This is a genomic window from Chitinophaga sp. (assembly GCF_035564935.1).
Classification (GTDB): Bacteria; Bacteroidota; Bacteroidia; order Chitinophagales; family Chitinophagaceae; genus Chitinophaga.
On sequence record NZ_DATMTE010000578.1, the window covers coordinates 1 to 1,644 of the forward strand.

A 1,644-nucleotide genomic window follows, 5' to 3' on the forward strand; every position below is an offset into this window, starting at 1 on the left:
CTGGAACGGGGGCCTTCCAGGAAATATTTTTCTTCATTACCTGGTAATTCCAGCGACCTGTCAGCTAAATGCTGGTTTGTATCTATTGCTTCCATAATAAAATATTGAGCCGTTAATTTCGGATTCTCTTCTTTCCCGGAATGTGACTGCAATCATATTATAGGATGATCTTTCTCATTGGCTACCGGCAATACTAATAGTAACCTTGTAATGACTAAAGCACTTTTTTATGCAGATATATATTAGTGAAGAGGCTGTAATAAAGGAAATCCAGGAAAAGTTCCATACACTGTATGCGTACCTGAAACTGGAATTTTACAGGAAGCCTCATCTGAAAGGAGAATACTCATCTGAAGAAGATAAAATATCGCCGGATACACCCATTGAGAATATCAGGATGCGAAACAGCTCGGGGTGGATAGATATCAGCTATTACAGAACAGCGGCAGCAATAGAACATGACTTCAGTTACATTTTTGGATTAAATGCACAAGTACTCCGCAAAGCAGGAACATTATGGCTGGAAACCATTGACACGGATAACTGGACGCTGGAGGAACTGAATAATGCCGGCAGATCGTCCAATCGCCATAGTCTGAAGTTCCCGGAGGAACGGAATGACGATTAATGCGCTTAGTGTTATAATACAATAACCTTCAGCATTACATTTATGAAACTGGTACTGAAATTTGTAAATGGAATTTTTATTGCCACTGTTTTTTTGTGGATAGGCGTGTTAATGTTATATGTGTTTACTTCCGTAGACTTATTGTCTATTGAACAAACAGAAAGCCTGAAACGAACAGGACATCCACATAAAACTATTGTTTCTTCCAATGACGATTTTTCCAGTGAGAGCAATAAACCAGGAATTACCGATACTGCCAGGTATCATGCAATCCTGTTGCGCCTGGTACACAACAAGCCATCTGCCAGGTGGCCTGTAAGCAGTGATTACCCATTGCCCGGCGCACTATTGCCTTATAACCGGATTATTGCATTTTATGGCAATCTATATTCCACCCGCATGGGAGTACTGGGAGCTTTGCCCCCGGATGAAGTATTAAGCAAACTTGAAATAGAAGCAGCTAAATGGAGGCAGGCGGATACCTGTATCCCCGTTGTGCCGGCCCTACATTATATAGCCGTTACAGCGCAAAGGGCCCCGGGAAAGGACCGGAAATACAGGTTACACATGCCGGCTTCCGAAATTGATAAAGTATTTTCAATGGCAGAGAAAGCGCATGCAATTGTTTTCCTGGATGTTCAACCAGGACAGAGTTCTCTCCGGGAAGAGTTGCCATTATTGGAAAAATACCTGCTGCGGCCGGATGTACACCTGGGCATTGATCCGGAATATTCCATGAAAAACGGGGGTGTTCCATGTACTTCCATAGGCACCCTCGACGCGGAAGATATTAATTATGCCATATCCTGGTTATCCGCCCTGGTACAACAGTATAAGCTGCCGCCAAAAATTCTTGTAATACACCGGTTTACACAGGGAATGGTTACAAATTACCGGAACATACGCATAACTCCCCAGGTGCAATTCGTAATGAATATGGATGGTTTTGGCGGTGTGGCAAAAAAGATAGATTCCTATAGAAGCTGGGTAGCCGGGCAGCCCGTGCAATTTACCGG

The 1,644-nt window shown here is 43.2% G+C and carries 2 protein-coding genes; both read left to right on the forward strand.

Features of this window, described 5'->3' with window-relative positions:
• Positions 1-229 precede the first annotated feature (229 nt).
• Positions 230-628 (forward strand): hypothetical protein, encoded by a 399-nt coding sequence (locus tag VN105_RS14820; protein WP_325642205.1) that lies wholly within the window; start codon positions 230-232, stop codon positions 626-628.
• Positions 629-670: 42 nt separating this feature from the next.
• Positions 671-1,644: hypothetical protein (locus VN105_RS14825; protein WP_325642207.1), on the forward strand; the 974-nt coding region annotated here is incomplete at its 3' end.